The 16,919-nt window shown below is 63.4% G+C and carries 17 protein-coding genes; 13 read left to right on the forward strand and 4 right to left on the reverse strand.

Going from position 1 to position 16,919, the window contains the following annotated elements:
- Positions 1-8 precede the first annotated feature (8 nt).
- The 3 genes from thiE to LOY34_RS23825 all read left to right on the forward strand — a co-directional run bounded on the left by thiE (position 9) and on the right by LOY34_RS23825 (position 2,650).
- Positions 9-635, forward strand: coding sequence for a thiamine phosphate synthase (gene thiE / locus LOY34_RS23815; protein WP_045199834.1), 627 nt, complete (start codon positions 9-11; stop codon positions 633-635).
- A 15-nt stretch (positions 636-650) separates the two neighbouring features.
- Positions 651-1,931: a glutamate-1-semialdehyde 2,1-aminomutase gene (gene hemL, locus LOY34_RS23820; RefSeq protein WP_045199836.1), complete on the forward strand. Its 1,281-nt coding sequence runs from the start codon at positions 651-653 to the stop codon at positions 1,929-1,931.
- A gap of 170 nt (positions 1,932-2,101) precedes the next feature.
- On the forward strand, positions 2,102-2,650 hold the full coding sequence (locus tag LOY34_RS23825) for a tetratricopeptide repeat protein (protein ID WP_045199838.1): 549 nt from the start codon (positions 2,102-2,104) through the stop codon (positions 2,648-2,650).
- Between the two features lie 7 nt (positions 2,651-2,657).
- Here LOY34_RS23825 and LOY34_RS23830 read toward each other — a convergent pair whose 3' ends face one another.
- Positions 2,658-2,984, reverse strand: a complete 327-nt coding sequence (locus LOY34_RS23830) for a DUF1820 family protein (protein WP_010222917.1) — start codon at positions 2,982-2,984, stop codon at positions 2,658-2,660.
- A 130-nt stretch (positions 2,985-3,114) separates the two neighbouring features.
- Here LOY34_RS23830 and miaB point away from each other — a divergent pair, with 130 nt between their 5' ends.
- The 5 genes from miaB to lnt all read left to right on the forward strand — a co-directional run bounded on the left by miaB (position 3,115) and on the right by lnt (position 8,429).
- Positions 3,115-4,443, forward strand: a complete 1,329-nt coding sequence (miaB, locus tag LOY34_RS23835; RefSeq protein ID WP_045199840.1) for a tRNA (N6-isopentenyl adenosine(37)-C2)-methylthiotransferase MiaB — start codon at positions 3,115-3,117, stop codon at positions 4,441-4,443.
- A gap of 123 nt (positions 4,444-4,566) precedes the next feature.
- Positions 4,567-5,568, forward strand: a complete 1,002-nt coding sequence (locus tag LOY34_RS23840) for a PhoH family protein (protein WP_045199842.1) — start codon at positions 4,567-4,569, stop codon at positions 5,566-5,568.
- Positions 5,561-6,058, forward strand: a complete 498-nt coding sequence (gene ybeY / locus LOY34_RS23845; protein ID WP_045199843.1) for an rRNA maturation RNase YbeY — start codon at positions 5,561-5,563, stop codon at positions 6,056-6,058. Before LOY34_RS23840 ends, ybeY begins: the two co-directional genes overlap by 8 nt.
- A 5-nt stretch (positions 6,059-6,063) precedes the next feature.
- Positions 6,064-6,903: an HlyC/CorC family transporter gene (locus LOY34_RS23850; protein ID WP_010222913.1), complete on the forward strand. Its 840-nt coding sequence runs from the start codon at positions 6,064-6,066 to the stop codon at positions 6,901-6,903.
- A gap of 8 nt (positions 6,904-6,911) precedes the next feature.
- Positions 6,912-8,429, forward strand: a complete 1,518-nt coding sequence (lnt, locus tag LOY34_RS23855; RefSeq protein ID WP_045199845.1) for an apolipoprotein N-acyltransferase — start codon at positions 6,912-6,914, stop codon at positions 8,427-8,429.
- Here lnt and LOY34_RS23860 read toward each other — a convergent pair.
- Both LOY34_RS23860 and LOY34_RS23865 read right to left on the reverse strand, forming a co-directional pair.
- Positions 8,426-9,187, reverse strand: a complete 762-nt coding sequence (locus tag LOY34_RS23860; RefSeq protein ID WP_195885113.1) for a YdcF family protein — start codon at positions 9,185-9,187, stop codon at positions 8,426-8,428. The two genes, lnt and LOY34_RS23860, sit on opposite strands and share 4 nt — an antisense overlap.
- Before the next feature lie 124 nt (positions 9,188-9,311).
- A complete protein-coding gene (locus LOY34_RS23865; protein ID WP_045199850.1) occupies positions 9,312-9,626 on the reverse strand; it encodes a hypothetical protein in 315 nt (104 codons plus the stop codon).
- A 240-nt stretch (positions 9,627-9,866) separates the two neighbouring features.
- Here LOY34_RS23865 and leuS point away from each other — a divergent pair, with 240 nt between their 5' ends.
- From leuS to LOY34_RS23890, 5 genes are all read left to right on the forward strand, one after another.
- Positions 9,867-12,473: a leucine--tRNA ligase gene (gene leuS, locus LOY34_RS23870; RefSeq protein ID WP_123565119.1), complete on the forward strand. Its 2,607-nt coding sequence runs from the start codon at positions 9,867-9,869 to the stop codon at positions 12,471-12,473.
- A gap of 65 nt (positions 12,474-12,538) precedes the next feature.
- The gene (gene lptE / locus LOY34_RS23875; protein ID WP_045199854.1) at positions 12,539-13,144 is read left to right on the forward strand and encodes an LPS assembly lipoprotein LptE; all 606 of its coding nucleotides are present in this window, start codon (positions 12,539-12,541) and stop codon (positions 13,142-13,144) included.
- Positions 13,145-13,180: 36 nt separating this feature from the next.
- Positions 13,181-14,218, forward strand: coding sequence for a DNA polymerase III subunit delta (holA, locus tag LOY34_RS23880; protein ID WP_045199856.1), 1,038 nt, complete (start codon positions 13,181-13,183; stop codon positions 14,216-14,218).
- 111 nt (positions 14,219-14,329) lie between these two features.
- Positions 14,330-14,494, forward strand: coding sequence for an alternative ribosome rescue factor ArfA (arfA, locus tag LOY34_RS23885; RefSeq protein ID WP_045199858.1), 165 nt, complete (start codon positions 14,330-14,332; stop codon positions 14,492-14,494).
- Positions 14,495-14,555: 61 nt separating this feature from the next.
- Positions 14,556-15,872, forward strand: a complete 1,317-nt coding sequence (locus LOY34_RS23890; protein WP_045200053.1) for a lytic murein transglycosylase — start codon at positions 14,556-14,558, stop codon at positions 15,870-15,872.
- Here LOY34_RS23890 and LOY34_RS23895 read toward each other — a convergent pair.
- Positions 15,863-16,870, reverse strand: coding sequence for an LD-carboxypeptidase (locus LOY34_RS23895; protein ID WP_195885115.1), 1,008 nt, complete (start codon positions 16,868-16,870; stop codon positions 15,863-15,865). The two genes, LOY34_RS23890 and LOY34_RS23895, sit on opposite strands and share 10 nt — an antisense overlap.
- Positions 16,871-16,919: the final 49 nt, after the last annotated feature.

Genomic DNA, 16,919 nt, shown 5'->3' on the forward strand with positions numbered 1-16,919 from the left:
TCTACACCATGAAGTTACGCGGCCTGTATGCCATCACTGACAGCCAGTTGCTGGCCGGCAAGTTCCTGCCCTATGTCGAAGCGGCGCTTGAAGGCGGCGTGACCTTGCTGCAGTACCGTGACAAAAGCCAGGACGAGTCCCGTCGGCTGCGCGAAGCCGAAGCCCTGGCCAAGCTGTGTGAGCGCTACAAGACCCAACTGATCATCAACGATGACGCCGAACTGGCCGCACGCCTGGGCGTCGGCGTGCACCTGGGGCAGACCGACGGGCCGTTGACCCCGGCGCGGACCCTGCTCGGGCGCAACGCAATCATTGGTTCAACCTGCCACGCGCAACTGGACCTGGCCGAGCAGGCCGCCCGAGAAGGCGCCAGCTACGTCGCCTTTGGCCGCTTCTTCAACTCGGTGACCAAGCCGGGCGTGCCCGCCGCCGACATCGCCTTGCTGGAACAAGCGCGCACCCGCATCAAGCTGCCGATCTGCGTGATCGGCGGCATCACCCTCGACAACGCCGCCCCGCTGGTCGCCCACGGCGCCGACCTGCTGGCGGTGATTCACGGCCTGTTCGGCGCCGACAGCACGCAGGAAGTCACCCGCCGTGCCCACGCCTTCAACGCCCTGTTCGCTTCTGCCTGATTGAGAGAGCCCATCATGTCTCGTTCCGAAACCCTGTTTGCCAACGCCCAGAAACACATCCCCGGTGGCGTCAACTCGCCGGTGCGGGCGTTCAAGAGCGTTGGCGGCACGCCACTGTTCTTCAAGCATGCCGCTGGCGCCTATGTCACCGATGAAGATGACAAACGCTACGTCGACTACGTTGGTTCCTGGGGCCCGATGATCCTCGGCCACAGCCACCCGGACGTGCTCGACTCGGTGCGCAAGCAGCTGGAACACGGTTTGTCTTATGGCGCGCCAACCGCCATGGAAACCGAAATGGCTGACCTGGTCTGCTCGATCGTGCCCTCGATGGAAATGGTCCGCATGGTCAGCTCCGGCACCGAGGCGACCATGAGCGCCATCCGTCTGGCCCGTGGCTACACCGGCCGCGACAGCATCATCAAGTTCGAAGGCTGCTACCACGGCCACTCCGACAGCCTGCTGGTCAAAGCTGGTTCCGGCCTGTTGACCCAGGGCGTGCCAAGCTCGGCCGGCGTGCCGGCAGCCTTCGCCAAACACACCCTGACCCTGCCGTTCAACGACATCGACGCGGTCGAGAAGATGCTCGCCGAAGTCGGCCAGGAGGTCGCCTGCATCATCGTCGAGCCGGTAGCCGGCAACATGAACTGCGTGCCACCGGCGCCGGGCTTCCTCGAAGGCCTGCGTACGCTGTGTGACAAGCATGGCGTGGTGTTGATTTTCGACGAAGTGATGACCGGCTTTCGCGTCGCCCTGGGTGGCGCCCAGGCGCACTATGGTGTTACTCCGGACCTGTCGACCTTCGGCAAGATCGTCGGCGGCGGCATGCCGGTCGGTTGCTTCGGCGGCAAGCGCAAGATCATGGAACAGATCGCGCCGCTGGGCCCGGTCTACCAGGCCGGCACCCTGTCGGGCAACCCGCTGGCCATGGCCGCCGGCCTGACCACCCTCAAGCTGATCAGCCGCCCGGGCTTTCATGACGAGCTGAGCGCCTTCACCAGCCGCCTGCTCGATGGCCTGCAACAGCGCGCCGATGCTGCTGGCATCCCGTTCGTCACCACCCAGGCCGGTGGCATGTTCGGCCTGTACTTCAGTGGCGCCGACGATATCGTTACTTTCGATGACGTCATGGCCAGCGATGCCGAGCGCTTCAAGCGCTTCTTCCACCTGATGCTCGAAGGTGGCGTGTACCTGGCGCCAAGCGCCTTCGAAGCCGGCTTTACCTCGATCGCCCACGGTGACACCGAGCTGCAGATCACCCTGGATGCGGCTGAGAAGGCGTTTGCCAAGCTGTAATTCAATGGACCATCGCGGGGCAATCGTGCGCCTGCAGGCGCACGATTGCCCCGCGATGGGGCCTTGCAAAGCAGAAAATCGAGTAAAGACTTTGTAAGGTAGGCGCTGCTTATCCCATAATGTGCCACCAGACACTTTGGCCGCAGCTTTGCAGAGGTATGTCGATCCCCATGAACCGCACCGGCCGCGCCCTCGCCCTGGGCTGCCTGTTGCTTCTTCAGCCCCTGCTGGCCACGGCAGGCGGTAACTCGTTGCTGATTCCGGCAACGGGCCGCTGCACCCTCGATTCCCAGCCCGAAGACCTGCCGCAAGCCCTCGCCGCCTGCCAGGACGCGGCAAAGTCCGGGGATGCCCAGGCCCAGTACGAGTTGGGTGAGTTCTACTACGAAGGCACCAACACCCCGCGCGACCTCAACCAGGCCCTGAGCTACTTCGAGCAAGCCTCGCTGCAAGGCCACGCCGAGGCGCAATACCGCCTGGGCAGCATGTTCTACAAGGGTGAAGGTGTGGCGGCCAACAATGTGCAGGCCTACATCGTGCTGAAGATGGCGGCGGTCAACGGCGCCGAAGATGCCCTGGACATGGCCGACGAGGTGTCTGCGAAGATGCCCCGCGATGAACTGGAAGTCGCCACCCAGGTGCTGGGGCAGATTTTCCGCAAGTACCTGCTGGAGCTGCAGACCGCCGAAGGCCGCACGCCCTTCTCGCCGCTGCCCTGATCCCCGCTTACTTTTCCGGCATTGGCATCGGGAATGGCATTACATTGCCAGTACCGCGTGCTTCGCTGATCTTCGGCGTGCCCAGACGCTCCACCTCGTCGATACGCACGATCGAATGCATCGGCACAAAGCTGCGCACCACGCCTTCGAACTGGGCCTTGAGCTTTTCTTCGCTCGGGTCGACCACCACCTGGGTGCGCTCGCCAAAGACAAACTCCTCGACCTCAAGGAAGCCCCACAGATCGCTTTGGTAGATCTGTTTGGCGTACATCTCGTACACCTGGCCCTGGTTGAGAAAGATCACTTTGTAGATCGGAGCTTCGCGTTTGGTCATTTTTGGCGGGGACAATCAAGGGTGGTAAAGAAGTCGCAAACTATAACATAGGCACCGGGCCGACAACGCTAGGATCCACGGCGCCGGCCCCTTATAATGTGCGGTTCTTCGAATTACCAGATGATCTCCCATGGCCAAGAAGCTTTACATCGAAACCCACGGTTGCCAGATGAACGAGTACGACAGCTCGCGCATGGTCGATCTGCTGGGTGAACATCAAGCCCTTGAAGTCACGGCCCGCGCCGAGGACGCCGACGTCATCCTGCTCAACACCTGCTCGATCCGCGAGCGTGCCCAGGACCGGGTGTACTCCCAGCTGGGCCGCTGGCGTGAACTCAAGGACCTCAAACCGGACATGGTCATCGCCGTCGGCGGCTGCGTGGCCAGCCAGGAAGGCGAGTCGATCCGCAAGCGCGCGCCGTATGTCGATGTGGTCTTCGGCCCGCAGACCCTGCACCGCCTGCCGGAGATGATCGACGCGGCGCGCACCACGCGCCTGCCGCAGGTCGATGTGTCGTTCCCGGAGATCGAAAAATTCGACCACCTGCCCGAGCCACGTATCGACGGCCCCACCGCCTATGTCTCGGTAATGGAAGGCTGCAGCAAGTACTGCACCTTCTGCGTGGTGCCCTACACCCGCGGCGAGGAAGTCAGCCGGCCGTTCGACGACGTGCTGGCCGAGGTCATCCACCTGGCCGAGAACGGCGTGCGTGAAGTCACCCTGCTGGGGCAGAACGTCAACGGCTACCGCGGCCAGACCCACGACGGCCGCCTTGCCGACCTTGCCGAGCTGATCCGCGTGGTCGCCGCCGTCGATGGCATCGAGCGCATCCGCTACACCACCTCGCACCCGCTGGAATTTTCCGACAGCCTGATCCAGGCCCACGCCGAGGTGCCGGAGCTGGTCAAGCACCTGCACCTGCCGGTGCAATCGGGCTCCGACCGGGTGCTGGCGGCGATGAAGCGCAACCACACTGTCCTCGAATACAAGTCCAAGCTGCGCAAGCTCAAGGCGGCGGTACCGGGCATCTGCATCAGCTCGGACTTCATTGTCGGCTTCCCCGGCGAAACCGAGAAAGACTTCGAGCAGACCATGAAGCTGGTGGCCGACGTCGGTTTCGATTTTTCCTACTCGTTCGTCTACAGCCAGCGCCCGGGCACCCCGGCCTCGGACTTGCCGGACGAAACCCCGGAAGAACTGAAAAAAGAGCGCCTCAAGGCCCTGCAGCACCGCCTCGACACCCAGGGCTTCGAGATCAGCCGACAAATGGTCGGTACGGTCCAGCGCATTCTGGTCACCGACTACTCGCGCCGCGATCCTGGCCAGTTGCAGGGGCGTACCGAGAATAATCGTATCGTCAACTTTCGCTGCGACAATCCCAAGCTGATCGGCCAGTTCGTCGATATCCATATCGACGACGCGCGCCCACACTCGCTGTTCGGCTCGCTGGCCCACTGAGCTGTCCTGCCGGGCCTGGTTACAGGCCCGGCGACCCTTGATCGTTTCAGCGCTTTCGCCCTGCAGCGGCTAGGGTTATCCTTGAGACCATATCCTTTGCCGTTGGGCGGCTGAAAAACGACCTTGAACGCACCTATCGAACCACATCGTTTCATCCTCGAGCCTTTCGAGGCCCATCGCTTCGCCAACCTGTGCGGGCAGTTCGACGAGCATTTGCGCCTGATCGAACAGCGCCTGGCCATCGAAATCCGCAACCGCGGCAATCAGTTCGAACTGATCGGCGAACCCAAGCACACCTCCTCTGCCGAGCAACTGCTGCGCCGCCTCTATCGCGAGGCCAAGGCCACCGAGCTGTCGCCGGAAATGGTCCACCTGTACCTGCAGGAATCGGCCGTCGAAGAGCTGGAGAACCCGGCCGTCAACGAAGTCAGTGTTTCCTTGCGCACGCGCAAGGGCATGATTCGTCCGCGCGGGCTGAACCAGCAGCGCTACGTGAAGGAAATCCTCGGCAACGACATCAACTTCGGCATCGGCCCGGCCGGTACCGGCAAGACCTACCTGGCCGTGGCCTGCGCGGTTGATGCCCTGGAGCGTGAACAGGTGCGACGCATCCTGCTGGTGCGTCCGGCGGTCGAAGCGGGTGAAAAACTCGGCTTCCTGCCCGGCGACCTGGCACAGAAGATCGACCCGTACCTGCGCCCGCTGTATGACGCGCTGTACGAGATGCTCGGCTTTGAACACGTGGCCAAGCTGATCGAACGCCAGGTGATCGAGATCGCACCGCTGGCCTACATGCGCGGGCGCACCCTGAACAACAGCTTCATCATCCTCGACGAAAGCCAGAACACCACGGTCGAGCAAATGAAGATGTTCCTCACCCGCATTGGTTTCGGTTCCACCGCGGTGATCACCGGTGACATCACCCAGGTCGACCTGCCGCGTGGCACCAAGTCGGGCCTGGCCCATGTCATCGAGGTGCTCAAGGGCGTGCCGGGTATCAGTTTTACCCACTTCCAGCCCAAGGACGTGGTCCGCCACCCGTTGGTGCAGCGCATTGTCGAGGCCTACGAGCGCTTCGACAGCCAGCAGCAGAACCCGACCGAAGGCAAACACCGCGATGCTTGAGCTCGATCTGCAGCTGGCAAGCGATGCGAACCACCCGACCGAAGATCAATTCCGCCAATGGTGCGAGCTGGCCCTGCGCCAGCGCACGGCCGACTCGGAAATGACCATCCGTCTGGTCGATGAAGCCGAAGGCCGCGAACTGAATCACACCTGGCGGCACAAAGACTACGCCACCAACGTGCTGTCGTTCCCGGCCGATGTGCCTGACGAGTTGCTCGACATTCCGCTGCTCGGCGACCTGGTGATCTGCATCGCCGTGGTCGAACGCGAGGCTGTCGAACAGGGCAAGGCGCTCGAGGCCCACTGGGCGCACCTGGTCATCCATGGCTGCCTGCACCTGCTGGGCTACGACCACATCGACGACGATGAGGCCGAGGAAATGGAAGCACTGGAACGAACGTTGCTTGCTGAACTGGGTCATCCGGACCCGTACGCCGACGACGAACACGACGACAATTCAACACTGATATCTGCAAAGGATCACGAGTAACCGCCATGAGCGAAGATCGATCGAGCAACGGGCAAAAGTCCTGGCTGGGCAAACTGACCCAGGCTTTTGCCCACGAGCCGAAAAACCGTCAGGAGCTGCTTGAGCTGCTGCGCGAAGCCCATCAGAACAAGCTGCTCGACAGCGAGGCGCTGACCATTGTCGAGGGCGCCATCCAGGTCGCCGACCTGCAGGTGCGCGACATCATGGTGCCGCGCTCGCAGATGATGAGCATCAAGGCGACCCAGTCGCCGCGTGAGTTCCTGCCGGCGGTGATCGACGCCGCCCACTCGCGCTACCCGGTGGTCGGCGAAAGCCACGATGACGTGCTCGGCGTGCTGCTGGCCAAAGACCTGCTGCCGTTGATCCTCAAGGAGAACGGCGACAGCTTCAACATCAAGGACCTGCTGCGCCCGGCCACCTTCGTGCCCGAGTCCAAGCGCCTGAACGTGCTGCTGCGCGAGTTTCGCGCCAACCACAACCACATGGCCATCGTCATCGACGAGTACGGCGGCGTGGCGGGCCTGGTGACCATCGAAGACGTCCTCGAGCAAATCGTCGGCGACATCGAAGACGAGCATGACGTCGAGGAAGACAGCTACATCAAGCCACTGCCCAGCGGCGACTTCCTGATCAAGGCGCTGACGCCGATCGAGAACTTCAACGAGTTCTTCGACAGCCAGTTCTCCGACGACGAGTTCGACACCGTCGGCGGCCTGGTGATGAGCGCCTTCGGCCACCTGCCCAAGCGTAACGAGACCACCGAGATCGGCCCGTACCGTTTCCGTATTCTCAACGCCGACAGCCGCCGGATTCACCTGCTGCGTCTGACCCCTATCACCCGTTAAGGACAACCATGCGCTGGATCACCCGCCCCGGCTGGCCCGGTAACCTGCTGGCCGTGGCGGCCGGTGCAATCACCACCCTGGCCCTGGCGCCGTTCGACATCTGGCCGCTGGCATTGCTTGCGGCCGGCCTGTTCTACCTCGGCCTGCGCGAGCTCAGCCCGCGCCAGGCCCTGGGCCGCGGCTGGTGCTTCGGCTTTGGCCTGTACGCTGCCGGCACCAGCTGGATCTACGTCAGCATCAATACCTACGGCGGCGCCACGCCGCTGCTGGCCACCGGGCTGTTGCTGGCGTTCTTTGCCGCCATTGCCTGGTTCTTCGCCCTGCCCGCCTGGCTCTGGGCGCGCTGGCTACGGCGCAACGAGGCGCCGTTGGCCGATGCTCTGTGCTTCGCCGCCTTATGGGTCGGCCAGGAGGCGTTCCGCGGCTGGTTCCTTACCGGTTTCCCCTGGCTGTACTCCGGTTACAGCCAGCTCGACGGCCCGCTGTCGGGCCTGGCGCCGCTGGGCGGCATGTGGCTGATCTCGTTCTGCCTGGCGCTGTGCGCGGCGCTGCTGTGCAACCTGCCACGCCTGCGCGCGCGCACGTCGTTTCTGGCAGTGGCCGTGGTCTTGCTGCTGGCGCCCTGGGCCATCGGCCTGGCGCTGAAAAACCACGCCTGGACCAGCCCGGCGGGCAAGCCGCTGACCGTTGCTGCGCTGCAAGGCAACGTCGAGCAGGAAATGAAGTGGAACCCCGAACACGTCAATGCTCAACTGGCCCTGTACCGCGACATGAGCTTCAGCTCCAAGCCGGTCGACCTGCTGGTGTGGCCGGAAACCGCGGTGCCGATCCTCAAGGACCAGGCCCAGGGCTACCTGGACATGATGGGCAACTTCGCCGCCGAGCGTAATACCGCCTTGATCACCGGGGTTCCGGTACGTGAAGTGGTGCACGAGCAACGCCGCTATTACAACGGCATCACTGTTACCGGCGAAGGCGATGGCACCTACCTCAAGCAGAAACTGGTGCCATTTGGCGAGTACGTGCCGCTGCAGGACATGCTCCGTGGCCTGATCGCCTTCTTTGACCTGCCAATGTCGGACTTCGCCCGTGGCCCGGCCGATCAGCCACTGTTGCAGGCCAAGGGCTATCAAATCGCGCCGTACATCTGCTACGAAGTGGTTTATCCGGAGTTTGCCGCAAGCCTGGCGGCCCGCAGCGATATCCTCCTGACCATCAGCAACGACACCTGGTTCGGCACCTCGATCGGCCCCCTGCAGCATCTGCAGATGGCGCAGATGCGTGCCCTGGAAGCCGGCCGCTGGATGATCCGCGCCACCAACAACGGTGTCACCGGCCTGATCGACCCGTTCGGGCGCATCACCGCACAGATCCCGCAGTTCGAGCGCGGCATCCTCTATGGCGAAGTGGTGCCGATGCAGCAACTCACCCCTTACCTGCAGTGGCGCTCCTGGCCACTGGTGATTCTCTGCGCGCTGCTGCTGGGCTGGGCCCTGCTGGCCAGCCGGATCGCCAAGACTGTCTAGTAGAACAGCTTGTAGCCGAGCAGGCCGACTGCCTCATTGAGCAGTTGGCCGCTCTGCCACAGCGACTTGCCTTCCGGCAGCCAGCCACCGAAGGGTCGGGCATGGTCACGACCCAGAAAGCCCACCGGTGCCGGCACCACGACAAACCCCGCCTGCTCGAAGCTCCAGCGTGAACGGTGCATGTGCCAGGCCTGGGTCACCACCACTACGCGCTTGATCCCCAGAGGCTGCAACAACTCGGCACTCATCTGCGCGTTTTCCCAGGTGGTACGGCTGCGCTCTTCCTTCCAGCGCACGCTGACCCCGAGGTCTCGCTGCAAGGAATCGGCTATCAGCTGCGCTTCGCTGGGCGGCGTACCGTAATGCAATCCGCCGCTGGTCAATACTGGCAACCCCGAGGCCTTGGCCAGTTGCGCGGCGTAACGCATGCGCTCCATGGCCACGCCCGTGGGCTGGTCCTGCGAGTCCCAGGCAGGGTCGCCGCGCTCGCGCCCGGCCCCGAGGATGACGATGGCATCTGCATGCTGCGCAAGCCCTGCCCACTGACTGCTGGCCAGGGCCGGCTCGCTTTCCAGTTGCCGGGCAGCCTGCTCCACCACGATCGGCAGGCTCATCAGCCACAAGCCGCCCAGGCCCAGGGCAAAGCACAGGGTCGACAGCCGCGGCCAGGATTTGCGCAGCCACCAGGCAGCAATCAGCAAAAGAAACAGGATGCCGGGCGGCATGATCATTTGTTTGATGAGATAGCGAATGGGCACAGGACACCTCCTTGGAGGTGCGCAGCCTAAGAGGAACGGCACCTGGCAACAATAGTCAGGTGCCGCTCCGGGAAGTTTTTGCTGCAGTGGCGCACTCCGCCTTGCGCCGGAAAAACCCGAACAGCTACTTGAAATGCAGCGTCCTGGACTTCGCTGTGGTAGCGGAGCGCTTGTCCTTGAGCCAGACAACTCTGGCCGCAGGTGGCGTCTCCACGTGTGGCAATGCGCCGACGCGTCCATGCCCGCCCTCCGGAAGGGATTCCAGATAGGCCTTGATCACTTCGAATTCAGCGCGGCTCAAACCACGCAACTCCAATTCAGCAGGCACTTCATCGCGTAATCGAACGGAGGTTCTGGCGACCTCGAGGGCCAGGCCCAGACGATCGATCAGCCGTTCGTAAAGCTCCGGTTTGGTTACTTGTTGCTGCGACTCTCCCATCCGTTCACCTCATTGAAGATAAATATATCTCCCCCCACACATGAGCTTAGCGTTACTCGCAAAAGCAGCCGGACGCCGCGACCAACGGCCCGCCGCGCCAAAGGCGGTGCAATCAGGGTTTCCCTCGGTGGACAGGGGTCATGTATGCTAGGGCGTTCACCATACTTGACACCGGATTGCCGATGCAGCGGTTTGATCGCTGCCTGGATAAGGTCTCCCATTTCTCAGCGCAAAGTAGCCATGCACGAACTCTATCAGCCCCGCGAAATCGAAGCCGCCGCCCAGTCTTACTGGGATGAGCGAAAGTCTTTTGAAGTCAGTGAACAGCCAGGCAAGGACACGTACTACTGCCTATCGATGTTCCCGTACCCAAGCGGCAAGCTACATATGGGCCACGTGCGCAACTACACCATCGGTGACGTGATCGCCCGTTACCAGCGCATGCTCGGCAAGAACGTCCTGCAGCCAATGGGCTGGGACGCCTTCGGCATGCCGGCGGAAAACGCCGCGATGAAGAACAACGTCGCCCCGGCCAAGTGGACCTACGAAAACATCGACTACATGAAGACCCAGCTCAAGAGCCTGGGCCTGGCATTCGACTGGTCGCGTGAAGTCACCACTTGCAAGCCGGACTACTACCGCTGGGAACAGTGGCTGTTCACCCGCCTGTTCGAAAAAGGCGTGATCTACCGCAAGAACGGTACCGTGAACTGGGACCCGGCCGACCAGACCGTGCTCGCCAACGAGCAGGTCATCGACGGTCGCGGCTGGCGTTCGGGCGCGCTGATCGAGAAGCGCGAAATCCCGATGTACTACTTCAAGATCACCGACTACGCCGACGAGTTGCTGGAAAGCCTCGACGAGCTGCCGGGCTGGCCTGAGCAGGTCAAGACCATGCAGCGCAACTGGATCGGCAAGTCCCGCGGCATGGAAGTGCAGTTCCCCTACGACCAGGCCAGCATCGGCCACGCCGGGGTGCTGAAAGTCTTCACCACCCGTCCGGACACCCTGATGGGCGCCACCTACGTGGCCGTTGCCGCCGAGCACCCGCTGGCCACCCAGGCCGCCCAGGGCAACCCCGAGCTGCAAGCCTTCATCGATGAATGCAAGAGCGGCAGCGTCGCTGAAGCCGACATCGCCACCCAGGAGAAAAAGGGCCTGGCCACCTCGCTGTTCGTCGAGCACCCGCTGACCGGCGAGAAGTTGCCGGTGTGGGTCGCCAACTACGTGCTGATGCACTACGGCGATGGCGCAGTAATGGCGGTACCGGCACACGACGAGCGCGATTTCGAGTTCGCCCACAAGTACAACCTGCCAGTGAAGGCCGTGGTGCGCACCAGTGCCGGCGATGAAGTCGGCAACGAGTGGCTGGCCGCCTATGGCGAGCACGGCCAGCTGATCAATTCCGGCGAATTCGACGGCCTGGACTTCGCCGGCGCGTTCGACGCCATCGAAGTGGCGCTGATCAAGAAAGAGCTGGGCAAATCCCGCACCCAGTTCCGCCTGCGCGACTGGGGCATCAGCCGCCAGCGCTATTGGGGCTGCCCGATCCCGATTATCCACTGCCCGTCCTGTGGCGATGTGCCGGTACCGGAAGAGCAACTGCCGGTCATCCTGCCAGAAAACGTCGTGCCCGATGGCGCCGGCTCGCCGCTGGCGCGCATGCCCGAGTTCTACGAGTGCAGCTGCCCGAAATGCGGTACCGCGGCCAAGCGTGAAACCGACACCATGGACACCTTCGTCGAGTCGTCGTGGTACTTCGCCCGCTACGCCTCGCCGAACTACGAAGGCGGCATGGTCGACCCGAAAGCGGCCAACCATTGGCTGCCGGTCGACCAGTACATCGGCGGTATCGAACACGCGATCCTGCACCTGCTGTACGCGCGCTTCTTCCACAAGCTGATGCGCGACGAAGGCCTGGTCACCTCCAACGAGCCGTTCAAGAACCTGCTGACCCAGGGCATGGTCGTTGCCGAAACCTACTACCGCGTTGCCAGCAACGGCGGCAAGGACTGGTTCAACCCGGCCGACGTCGAGATCGAGCGCGACGCCAAGGCCAAGATCATCGGCGCCACGCTGAAAACCGACGGCCTGCCGGTCGAGATCGGCGGCACCGAGAAGATGTCCAAGTCCAAGAACAACGGCGTTGACCCGCAGGCGATGATCGAAGCCTACGGCGCCGACACCTGCCGCCTGTTCATGATGTTCGCCTCGCCGCCGGACATGAGCCTGGAATGGTCCGACTCCGGTGTCGAAGGTGCCAACCGCTTCCTGCGCCGCGTCTGGCGCCTGGCTCAGGCCCACGTGGCCCAGGGCCTGCCGGGCAAGCTGGATGTCGCCAGCCTCGATGACGGGCAAAAAGTGATCCGCCGCGCCATCCACGCAGCCATCAAGCAGGCCAGCACCGATGTCGGCCAGCACCACAAGTTCAACACCGCCATCGCCCAGGTGATGACCGTGATGAACGTACTGGAGAAAGCCCCGCAAGCCAGCGAACAGGACCGCGCCCTGCTGCAGGAAGGCCTGGAAGCTGTAACCTTGCTGCTGGCGCCGATTACCCCGCACATCAGCCACGAGCTGTGGCAGCGCCTGGGCCACCAGGACGCAGTGATCGATGCGGCCTGGCCGGTACTGGACGAGAGCGCCCTGGTCCAGGACAGCATCGTCCTGGTCATCCAGGTCAACGGCAAGCTGCGTGGCCAGATCGAAATGCCGGCCGCCGCCAGCCGTGAAGAAGTCGAAGCCGCCGCGCGCAGCAACGAGAACGTGCTGCGCTTCACCGAAGGCCTGAGCATCCGCAAGGTCATCGTGGTACCGGGCAAGCTGGTCAACATCGTCGCCAACTGACAGGAAAAGCCGGCCCGCCACAGCGCGGGCCGGCGCACAGAATCGGCCCACAAGGGAGCTACAACATGATCAAACGCAATCTGCTGGTAATGGGCCTGGCCGTGATGCTCAGCGCCTGCGGTTTCCAGCTGCGCGGTACCGGCAACACGGAACTGGCGATCAAGGAACTGGACCTGAGCGCGCGTAACGCCTACGGCGATACCGTGCTGCAGTTGCGCCAGGCATTGCAAAGCAACGGCGTCAATGTCCACGCCGGCGCGCCTTACAAGCTGGTGCTGACCAACGAACAAGAGTCCCAGCGTGCGGCAACCTACGCCGGTTCCGGGCGCTCGGCCGAGTACGAACTGACCACCGTGCTGAGCTACAGCATCGAAGGTCACAACGACACCAACCTGCTCAACGACAAGCTCGAAGTGCGCAAGATCTACGTGCATGACGGCAACAACATCACCGGTTCCGACCAGGAAGCCAACCAGACCCGCAAGGAAATGCGCCGCGACCTGGTGCAGAACATGCTGGTACGCCTGCAACTGCTGACTCCGAGTCAGCTTGAAGGCCTGCAACAAAAGGCTGACGAACGTGCGCAAGCCGAAGCCGACGCCCTGGAAGCCGCCCGCCGTGCCCAGGACGAAACGCCTCAGCAGTCGCCGCTGCAACTGCCGCGCAACTGAGACTGAACGGGGCACTTCGGTGCCCCGTCTGCCATCATGAAACTCACTCCCGCCCAGCTCAACAAACACCTGCAAGGCAGCCTCGCGCCGGTTTACGTGATCAGTGGCGATGACCCGCTGCTGTGCCAGGAAGCGGCCGACGCCGTGCGTGCCGCGGCGCGCCAGCAAGGCTTCGATGAACGCCAGGTGTTCAGCGCCGACGCCAACTTCGACTGGGGCACCCTGCTCCAGGCCGGGGCCAGCCTGTCGCTGTTCGCCCAGCGCCGCCTGCTCGAGCTGCGCCTGCCCTCCGGCAAGCCTGGCGACAAGGGCGCGGCAGCACTGATCGAGTACTGCGCCAAGCCTGCCGAAGACACCCTGCTGCTGATCAGCCTGCCCAAGCTCGATGGCAGTGCGCAGAAGACCAAGTGGGGCAAGGCGCTGATCGAAGGCCAGCACGTCCAGTTCGTGCAGATCTGGCCGGTAGACAGCCACCAGTTGCCGCAATGGATCAGCCAGCGCCTGTCCCAGGCCGGGCTGAGCGCCCAGCGCGACGCGGTTGACCTGATCGCCGCCCGGGTTGAAGGCAACCTGCTGGCAGCAGCCCAGGAGATCGAGAAGCTCAAGCTGCTGGCCGAAGGCAATCAGATCACGGTTGAAACGGTCCAGGCGGCGGTAGCCGACAGTGCCCGTTTCGATGTGTTCGGCCTGGTCGATGCGATCCTCAATGGCGAGGCGGCCCACGCCTTGCGCATGCTTGAGGGCTTGCGCGGCGAAGGGGTCGAGCCACCGGTGATTCTCTGGGCCCTGGCCCGGGAACTGCGCCTGCTGGCCGGGCTTGCCCAGCAGTTCAGCCAGGGCGTGCCGCTGGACAAGGCCTTCAGCCAGGCCCGGCCGCCGGTCTGGGACAAGCGCAAGCCGCTGATGAGCAAAGCCCTGCAACGCCATTCGGCGCAGCGCTGGAGCCAGTTGCTGCAGGATGCCCAGCGCATCGATGCGCAGATCAAGGGCCAGGCCCAGGGTTCGCCGTGGACCAGCCTGGCGCGCTTGTCGTTGTTGATGGCGGGGCAGCGCCTGGCTTTGCCGGCGGAGTGAAATGTATCGCGGGGCAAGCCCGCTCCTACCGATTTGTGTGGAAGCGGGCTTGCCCCGCGATAACTTCACACCTATATTGCGCCCCACACCCACCCTGCAGGACTCCCTGTCATGAGCAAAAAACCCGCAAAGCCCGGGCCCAACAAGGCCAAATCCATCGTCGCCCAGCCCTTGTTCCGCAGCCGCCAGGAACGCGCCGGCAAAGGCAAAGGCAGCTACCGCCGCGAAGCCTTCCAATCGAGAGATTGGGAGGCTTCTTACTTTTTGGCCGCATAAAGGCAAGAATCCGGCAGGCATGGTATGGTCGGCACCTGACCTGAAATACCTGGACCTGTGCATGCCCCTTTGTCTTTCCCGTCGCTGGCAACCTCGCCAGCTGATTGCCGCCTCCAGCCTCATCCTGCTTGTCGCCTGCGCGGAGAAACCCACCGCTGCCGATGCGCTGCCGCTGGCCCCTGCCCAACCGGCTCCAGTCGTCACCCTGCCCACCCCTGCCGTCGACACGCTCAGCGAAATCCAGCCGCTGCAAAGCTTCGCCCAATGGCAGGCGGGATTCCGCCAGCAAGCCCTGCAAGCGGGTATCAATGCCAGCACCTTCGACCGCGCATTCCTCGGTGTCACACCCGACATGGACGTGATCAAGGCCGACCGCAGCCAGCCTGAGTTTACCCGGCCGGTATGGGAGTACCTCGATGGTGCGCTGTCGCCACTGCGGGTACGCAACGGCAAAGGCCTGCTGGAAAAACATGCCGAGTTGCTGAGCCAGATCGAACAACGCTACGGCGTCGACCGCAATGTGCTGGTGTCGGTGTGGGGAATGGAGAGCAACTTTGGCCAGTTCCAGGGCAACAAATCGGTTATCCGCTCTCTCGCCACCCTGGCCTATGAAGGCCGCCGCCCGGCATTCGCCCAGGCGCAGTTGATCGCGGCGCTGCAAATCCTGCAAAACGGTGATATCCAGCCCGACGCCATGAAGGGCTCGTGGGCCGGGGCCATGGGCCAGACCCAGTTCATCCCCACCACCTACAACACCCATGCCGTGGATTTTGACGGCGACGGCCGCCGGGATATCTGGAACAGCTCGGCTGACGCCCTGGCCTCGACTGCGCATTACCTGCAGAGCTCCGGCTGGAAACGCGGCGAACCCTGGGGCTTTGAGGTGCAGCTGGCGCCTGGCTTCGACTACTGGCTGGCCGATGGCAGCCAGCGCAAGCCGGTATCGGAATGGCTGCAGATGGGCCTGAAACTGCCCGCCGGCGTACGTTTGCCAGCCGGCAGCGAGCAGCTGTCCGCCGCCCTGCTGTTGCCGGCCGGTTATCGCGGCCCGGCATTCCTGGTACTGGACAACTTCCGCGCGATCCTCAAGTACAACAACTCGTCGTCCTACGCCATGGCCGTCGGCCTGCTCGGCCAGCGCTTCGATGGCTCGGGCTACATTGCCGGCTCATGGCCCAAGGATGACCTGCCACTGAGCCGCAGCGAGCGTGTCGAGCTGCAGACCCTGCTCAGTGCCCGCAACTACGACGCCGGCGCCGCCGACGGCATCATCGGCGCCAACACCCGCAAGGCCATCCGCAGCGCCCAGCAGGCGCTGGGCTGGCCGGCTGATGGCTATCCGACGCACAAGCTGCTCGATAGCTTGCGTCAGCGCTGACGCACCTCGCGGGGCAAGTCACTCTGGCTTGCCCCGCGATGGCGCTCAAACAAATCCTGCTCCAGTCGCAAACACTTGCCATCGGCATCCAGGCACACCCTGGCCCCCATCGGCAACGTCAGGTTCGGGTCGCAATGACCACTGCGCCAGCCGGCCAGCACCGGCACCTGCAGCGGTGCAAAGAACTGGCGCAGCAAGGGCGCCAGCGCCTCTAGTGCAATCCCGGCAAAATCCCCGACCAGCACGCCACGAATCCCTTCGAGCTTGCCCGCCAGACGCAATTGCGTCAGCAGGCGGTCGACCCGGTACAGCGGCTCGTTGACGTCTTCGATAAACAGAATACCGCCATCACAGTGGAGTTCTGCCGGGGTGCCCAGGGTCGCGCACAACAACGACAGATTACCCCCCAGTAAAGGCCCGCTGGCAGTGCCTGGCAGGATGGTGGTCAATGGCCAGGCCTGAGGGTGCTCAAGACGGTCACCGGCGCCCAGCTGGCCGCGCAGCTGCTCGAACAGCGAAGAGAGTGTCGGCTCCTGCTTGTTGCCCAGCAGCTCCGACTTGAGCATGGCACCATGGAAAGACACAAACCCGGCATGACGGGCAATCGCCGTGTGCAGCGCGGTAATGTCGCTGTAGCCGACCAACGGCTTGGGATGCCGGCGCAGCAAGTCGAAATCGATGTTTTCCAGTAGGCGCATACTGCCGTAGCCACCGCGCAGGCAGATGATGGCATCGACATCCTTAGCGGCAAATGCACTGTGCAGGTCTTGCAGGCGCTGCGCATCGCTACCGGCCAGATAACCCTCGGCGGCGGTTACTCCCGGGTAGATCCGGCAGCGATAGCCGCGCGCCTCGAACCACTGGTTGACCTTGAGCGTATCGACCTGGGCGGGACCTGCCGGGGCGATGATTGCGATCAGCCCGCCAGCGGGCAAGGCCATGGGCAACGGCTGGGCGTGAGACAGCACATCGGCCTGATGGGTGAAGGGAAGGTTCATCCAGACGACTCCTTGTGTGGACAGGTCGGCAAACAAAAATGCCGATGTC

This window comes from Pseudomonas sp. B21-009, from assembly GCF_024749345.1.
Taxonomy (GTDB): Bacteria; Pseudomonadota; Gammaproteobacteria; order Pseudomonadales; family Pseudomonadaceae; genus Aquipseudomonas.